A 7,257-nucleotide genomic window follows, 5' to 3' on the forward strand; every position below is an offset into this window, starting at 1 on the left:
TTACTAATGCCCAATGCCCAATGCCCAATGCCCAATGCCCAATGCCCAATGACTCAGGACTAATGATTAATGACTAACGAAAAAATGATTTTTCGCAATCGCGTAGTTAACAAAAGTCAACTGCAAAAATTAATTTCTTGGGCCTTTACGAATTATGGTACAGCCCGAACCGCAGTGATGGCGGACAAATTGAAAGATTTGGGATTTCGCTACGCTACCAAAGCAGGGGTTTCCATCAGTGTAGATGACTTGATGATACCACCAACTAAGCGATTGCTCTTAGAAGCAGCTGAGGAAGAAATTCGCGCTACTGAAACCCGTTATCAACGGGGAGAAATCACTGAAGTAGAACGCTTCCAAAAGGTAATCGATACTTGGAATGGTACTAGTGAAGCCTTGAAAGATGAAGTAGTCGTTCACTTCAAGAAGACTAATCCCCTGAACTCCGTATACATGATGGCATTCTCCGGGGCACGGGGAAACATCTCTCAAGTGCGGCAGTTGGTGGGGATGCGGGGACTAATGGCAGATCCTCAAGGGGAAATTATCGATTTGCCGATCAAAACCAATTTCCGTGAAGGATTAACTGTGACGGAATACATTATTTCGTCTTACGGTGCCAGAAAAGGATTGGTGGATACTGCCTTACGGACGGCTGACTCTGGTTATCTCACCCGCCGATTGGTGGACGTATCCCAGGATGTAATTATTCGGGAATTTGATTGCGGCACCACTAGAGGTCTGGCGATTCGACCAATGACAGAAGGGGCCAAAACCTTGATTCCTCTGGCAACCCGCTTGATGGGACGGGTAATTGGCGAAGATGTGGTGCATCCGGTAACAAAAGAATTGATTGCAGCCCGCAATTCCCCGATTTCTGAGGATTTGGCGAAGAAAATTGAAAAATCTGGGGTGGAAGAAGTTGTGGTGCGATCGCCACTAACTTGTGAAGCCGCACGTTCTGTCTGTCAACACTGCTACGGCTGGAGTTTGGCCCACGCCAAGATGGTGGATTTGGGCGAAGCTGTGGGGATTATTGCCGCCCAAAGTATTGGTGAACCTGGCACCCAGTTAACCATGCGGACATTCCACACAGGTGGGGTGTTTACTGGGGAAGTGGCGCAACAAGTGCGTTCTAAAATTGATGGGACTGTCAAGCTTCCTCGGAAATTGAAGACTAGAACCTATCGTACCCGTCACGGGGAAGATGCCCTCTATGTTGAGGCTAATGGCATCCTGCTTCTGGAACCGAAAAAAGAAGGTGATGTTACCCCAGAGAACCAGGAAGTTCATCTGACTCAAGGTTCAACACTATATGTATTTGATGGAAATAAGGTAAAACAAGGTCAGTTGTTGGCAGAGGTTGCCCTCGGTGGACGGACAACTCGGACTAATACAGAAAAAGCAGTTAAAGATGTCGCCTCTGACTTAGCAGGGGAAGTGCAATTTGCTGAAGTAGTTCCAGAACAAAAAACCGACCGTCAGGGTAATACCACAACCACCGCCGCACGGGGTGGTTTGATATGGATTTTGTCTGGGGAAGTTTACAACTTGCCACCAGGTGCAGAATTGGTGGTGAAAAATGGTGATGCGATCGCTTCTAATGGAGTTTTAGCAGAAACCAAGTTAAGCAGTTTGCATGGTGGTGTGGTGCGCTTGCCCGAAGCTACCCCAGGTAAGAGTACCAGGGAAATTGAAATTATCACTGCTTCTGTGGTCTTAGACCAAGCAACGGTGACAGTCCAAAGTTCTCAAGGTCGCAATAATTACTTAGTCTCTACTGGCAACAACCAGATATTTAACCTCCGCGCTACACCAGGCACAAAAGTGCAGAATGGTCAAGTAGTCGCTGAATTGATTGATGACCGCTATCGCACAACCACTGGTGGATTCCTGAAATTCGCGGGTGTCGAAGTCCAGAAAAAAGGCAAAGCCAAGCTGGGTTATGAAGTTGTGCAGGGTGGTACTCTGTTGTGGATTCCTGAAGAAAGCCACGAAGTTAATAAAGATATCTCCTTGCTGTTGGTGGAAGACGGTCAGTTTGTAGAAGCTGGTACCGAAGTCGTGAAGGATATCTTCTGCCAAAACAGTGGTGTGGTAGAAGTGACCCAGAAAAACGACATCCTGCGCGAAGTGGTGGTGAAGCCAGGGGAACTGCTGATGGTGGACGACCCAGAATCAGTCATTGGGCGAGATAACACTTTTATCCAACCAGGTGAGGAATTCCAAGGCAGCGTCGCCACAGAATTGCGTTATATCCAGTATGTGGAGACACCAGAAGGGCCCGCCCTATTGAGTCGTCCAGTAGTTGAGTTTGCCGTACCGGATAATCCAGATGTGCCATCAACGACATCGGTAAGCCAACAAACCGGGCGATCGATTCAGTTGCGGGCTGTGCAGCGACTACCTTACAAAGATTCAGAACGCGTCAAATCTGTTGAAGGTGTAGAACTGCTGAGAACCCAGCTTGTACTGGAAATTGAGCAAGAAGGGGAACAAGACCATAATGCTTCACCCCTAGCAGCAGATATTGAATTAGTAGAGGATACCGAAGACCCAGAAGTTCAACGTTTACAACTGGTAATTTTGGAATCCTTGGTAATTCGTCGAGACATTACCGCCGATGCTACACAAGGTAGTACCCAGACGACACTTGAGGTACATGATGGACTAACCATCGCCCCAGGTTCTGTAGTCGCACGTACCCAAATCTTGTGCAAAGAAGGGGGGGAAGTGCGGGGTGTCAAAAAAGGAACCGAAAACGTTCGTCGCTGCTTGGTATTGCGCGACGTTGACAGGCTCACCATTAATACTAGTACTCAGCCCAAAGTGAAAATGGGTGACTTGCTAGTAGAAGGTGCAGAAGTTGCTCCTGGAGTTTTTGCCCCAGAATCAGGGCAAGTGGTAGATATCAAAAGTGCCGCTGGTGCATCTGCTGGGGAGTCCGCTCTGAGTAATAAAAACTACGTTATTACTACCCGTATTGGTCGCCCCTACCGAGTCAGCCCTGGTGCTGTGTTGCAGATAGAAGACGGCGATTTGGTACAACGGGGTGATAACTTGGTGTTGCTGGTGTTTGAACGAGCCAAAACTGGAGATATCATTCAAGGTTTGCCCCGGATTGAGGAACTACTTGAAGCTCGTAAACCGAAAGAAGCGTGCATTTTATGTCGGCGGGCGGGTGAAGTTAAGGTAGTTTACGCTGAGGGTGGTGATGAAGCGATCTCCATTAAGGTCGTAGAATCAAATGGCGTGGTCGCAGATTATAATCTAGGACCAGGACAAAATTTGATTGTGCCAGATGGATCAATGGTATTAGCCGGACAACCGTTGACTGATGGCCCATCCAATCCCCACGAAATTTTGGAAATCTTCTTTAGCCTGGGTTCCGAAGACGGAATCTATGCTTGTGCTAGCATTGCCTTGCAGAAGGTACAAACCTTCTTGGTGAATGAAGTGCAAATGGTGTATCAGTCTCAAGGAATTGATATTTCCGATAAGCACATTGAAGTGATTGTTCGCCAGATGACCAACAAAGTCAGGATTGATGATGGTGGTGACACCACAATGCTTCCGGGCGAATTGGTGGAACTGCGCCAAGTTGAGCAGGTGAACGAAGCGATGGCAATTACAGGCGGTGCTAGGGCACAGTATACTCCAGTGTTGTTGGGGATCACCAAAGCATCGTTGAATACCGATAGCTTTATTTCCGCCGCATCCTTCCAAGAGACAACACGGGTACTTACCGAAGCAGCTATCGAAGGCAAATCCGACTGGCTGCGCGGGTTAAAAGAAAACGTGATTATCGGGCGATTGATTCCGGCGGGTACTGGGTACAATACCTATGATGAACCCGGTGCGATCGAAGATTATGCTGCTGAAATTACCAGTAGTGTCTTGGATGAAGTTGATGATCCCCTGGATATGGTCTTAGATGACCGTACAGCTCGCACCTATAATTTAGATTCTCCTACTCTTGGGGAATCTGGTTTTGGCAGCAGACGTGCAGAAAGGTCAGTTCTAGATGACGAAGATGAATTAATCGCCGATGAAGTCGCAGACGACGACGATTACGAGGAAGAAGAGGAAGACGACGAAGATGATTTCGATGACGAATAGAGACTTGAAATTTCACGTATCTATTAAAAGGTAAAAAGTAAAAAGGCAAAAGAAAATCTTCTTTTGCCTTTTTATTTTGCTCTCTAAAAACACATTTTTAAATCCTCGAGATTCTGATTTCTAGCTTTCAAGTTAGTAGTCAGTCAATTACAGCGATTCAAAAGTAACATCCTCATAGAAATCTGCAACAGCACACAGGAGTAAATGAGCAATCGTATAGATAGTTACTGAACTTTATATTATTCGTAGATACCTTAAAAGAACACTAGCTTATATATATCATCAATTTTACCAATGGGAGCAGAAACTGAAATATTTGTGTATTTGTCTTGATAGGTTAGATTAGCAATACATTCAAGCTGTACTTTGTCAGCAAGCTTCTTTAAAAATCTCTCTCTATCTGACTCTGAGAGTTTAACTTCACTTATTGTTACTTGTAAGTCTTTATCCTTAAAGCTAATAAATGGAAGTACGAGCATTTTTTTGAATACATTGCCTCCGCCTAAATTATTAAACTCTTCAAATGCATTGTCAGAAAAATATATTAGTTTTAATATGCCTTCTTCAGTTCCGCTTTTGATAGTTTCAGTCAACTCTTGGATGAAAATGTCGAGATTCATCTTGCTTTTACCTCAGAATTAGCTTGAGTCATAACATAACGCTTAATGTGAATTTACCCCCGCACCTAAAATCTACACTTGCCAGATGAATGATATCTTCTTGTCTATAAGGATAAAGTACTCATTGTCTCTCTGGGTTACAGCGAAAACACTCAACATTTAACCGAGTTTAACTCACAAGTACATATTCTGAAGTGACTCCATCTGTCGGTAGTCAGTAAATTTATCACCTCGGACAAAGGCTTCTGTTGTCGGAGGTGATAAATTTACAATTAAGAAACAGTAACGCAGAAAGTTGTTAAAAGCTCTATATCGTTGGTCAAAACTTACTAGAACAGAAGCTTGGCGACTAAATCCGCTAAGTAGAAGTTACCAGAAATATAGCAATAGCTAGATGCTGTAATTCTCTTAAGAGCTATAATCTACATCTATTGCACCGAGAGATTAACTTGTGGATGTCATATTAGAACGATCGCACCAATTAAAACAAACCTTAGTTGATTTTGTCCTTGATGCTGAAGGGGAACTGGCAAAAGCACTGGAAACTTATGCAGCAGCACAGTCCCGCCGTGGAAGTGGGGATAGTACGCAACAGGATTTAATCATCGATAGCTTTCTGACAGATGGGAAAGTCGGTGATAAGTCTCCATTAGACTTGTTTATCGAAAGCAATCCAGATTTAGCAGAAAGCGATCGCAGTCTGGTCAACAGTTGGCATCATAGTTTTATTGGCTTATTTGCCATAACGAATATTCTACCTGATGGCTTTGAATTGACGAACTGGTTGACAGATAAACACTACATCGTCAAGCCAAACAATACTCAAACATTACAGGCAATATCTCGGTTGAAAGTCGGAGAAATCTTGTTAACTCGCATTTCTCCTGTTACCGATAGCTACTGGATGTTTTCTGGCCCCTACACAATAATGGGTAAATTAGGTAAACCAAAACTTGCTGTAGCAATTGGTAATTTCAAAGAGAATTATAAAACTAGTCTTTACAGCGATGCTCCCGACTTGCTAGAAGAAGCTTGGCAGTCAGTAGAACTATATCACCAGCAGTTTATAGACTTTTTTGGTACTGATGAAATCACATTATCTGGATACCAGCTTAATAAAAAAATAGCGGAATTTCAAGAAGTAATTACTGAGAGAACTTTTGCAGCAGCAGGAATTGATACTTCCAAATCCTTGACTGAAGTGGCAGAAGCAGCTGGCATCACAGATGAGGAAATAAAAGCAGCAGCACAAGAATTTGGTGCTGATTCAAATGCAGTTTCTCAGATGTTCAACAGCAAAAGCGGCAATAGCAAAATGGTTATGCCAAAGGTTGATTTACCTGCTGAACTCAAGAAAGCAGAACAGGTAACGGCTCTTTCTCATCCTCGTTGGGGACAGATGTTTTTACCAACATATAGTAAGATACAAGCAATTTTAGCGGCAGAGGATTGGCAAAGTGTTCAAGGGGCAGAAAAATTAATTCGCTACTACCTAGAAGATAAAAGTATTAATGCTTTTATCTGGCATCGATTAGCGCAACAGTATTCAACTCAATTAGAAAATGTATTGCAAACATTTTTGCAACGTCCAGAGTTTAGGCTTGAAAGTGACTTGGATATACTTTTGCAAGAATTCCACAAACCTATTGAGCCAGAGTTACCAGAAATTGCCAGTGTACCTATACATCTACACAACTTATTTCAAGAAGCTTTAGGAGAAGTGAACAAATCTAAGCCTAAGAGTAAGGGGCAAAAAAAATCAGCAAAAGGTTTTCAATAAAGTTAATAGATATATCCAATATCTCACTCTACCCACTTAAGGTTATATGTTTTCCAAGGTAGAGTCTTTTATAGGAGCGTACAGATAGCTGTACGCTCCAAGCACCTAGTGGGTAAAATCAATGTCAAAAACGAGATAAAAACCAGATAGTTAGATTTAAACATCGGTAGATAACAAGTGAACAATCTCATCTACGATTTCTTCTGGACTTTCAAGCTTGACTAGAAATCGATCAAAACCAGCATTCAAAGCCTTATGACTTGACACCTCCCGTGTATAAGAAGTGATAGCGATCGCAGGTAACTGTCTTAGGGATGGGCAAGAATGCACTCGAATTTGCTCAATTAACCAATTTCCATCATGATCGGGCAACTTCATATTGCACAGCAGAATATCGGGATGAAGTGATTCGACCAAAACAAGGGCTTCTTCTGCGTCGCTTAAAGCCATTACCTCTGCACCTGCTGCTTCCAAAATGAAGATGAGCAAATCTGCAATATCTGGCTCATCTTCTACCAGTAAGATCGTGGTTCCAACAAGGTGATGGGGCGAATTTAACTCAGTTTCTTGATTGATTTTTTGATTCGTTGCCATACCGTCTTTTTATTGCCTGCTATAGTCTGCTATTTCTATTGCAATGCATAGAGCGGAATAAGTATTCACCCTAAATACACAAACTTAGGCAGGACTTACGCAACTGGCACAGTGCGATCGCTCTATATAGTATTTTTGTACTAT

Annotated in this window: 4 protein-coding genes; 2 read left to right on the forward strand and 2 right to left on the reverse strand. The window is 43.3% G+C overall.

The features are described 5' to 3' along the window. The first annotated feature begins 69 nt into the window (after window positions 1–69). A complete protein-coding gene (locus HWQ44_RS27370) occupies window positions 70–4,119 on the forward strand; it encodes a DNA-directed RNA polymerase subunit beta'' (RefSeq protein ID WP_292725132.1) in 4,050 nt (1,349 codons plus the stop codon). Between the two features lie 254 nt (window positions 4,120–4,373). Here HWQ44_RS27370 and HWQ44_RS27375 read toward each other — a convergent pair whose 3' ends face one another. Continuing rightward, a complete protein-coding gene (locus tag HWQ44_RS27375) occupies window positions 4,374–4,739 on the reverse strand; it encodes a hypothetical protein (RefSeq protein WP_292725133.1) in 366 nt (121 codons plus the stop codon). Between the two features lie 451 nt (window positions 4,740–5,190). Between HWQ44_RS27375 and HWQ44_RS27385 the strand changes: the two genes are divergently transcribed. Beyond that, a complete protein-coding gene (locus HWQ44_RS27385; RefSeq protein WP_292725134.1) occupies window positions 5,191–6,519 on the forward strand; it encodes a hypothetical protein in 1,329 nt (442 codons plus the stop codon). A 156-nt stretch (window positions 6,520–6,675) separates the two neighbouring features. Here HWQ44_RS27385 and HWQ44_RS27390 read toward each other — a convergent pair whose 3' ends face one another. Beyond that, the gene (locus HWQ44_RS27390; protein ID WP_292725135.1) at window positions 6,676–7,113 is read right to left on the reverse strand and encodes a response regulator; all 438 of its coding nucleotides are present in this window, start codon (window positions 7,111–7,113) and stop codon (window positions 6,676–6,678) included. Window positions 7,114–7,257 lie beyond the last annotated feature (144 nt).

Source organism: Nostoc sp. JL34, from assembly GCF_017114945.1.
Taxonomy (GTDB): Bacteria; Cyanobacteriota; Cyanobacteriia; order Cyanobacteriales; family Nostocaceae; genus Nostoc.

Coding starts and splice junctions, on each gene's coding strand:
- HWQ44_RS27370 (WP_292725132.1), top strand. CDS start 70: ATGACTAACGAAAAAATGATTTTTCGCAATCGCGTAGTTAACAAAAGT.
- HWQ44_RS27375 (WP_292725133.1), bottom strand. CDS start 4,739: ATGAATCTCGACATTTTCATCCAAGAGTTGACTGAAACTATCAAAAGC.
- HWQ44_RS27390 (WP_292725135.1), bottom strand. CDS start 7,113: ATGGCAACGAATCAAAAAATCAATCAAGAAACTGAGTTAAATTCGCCC.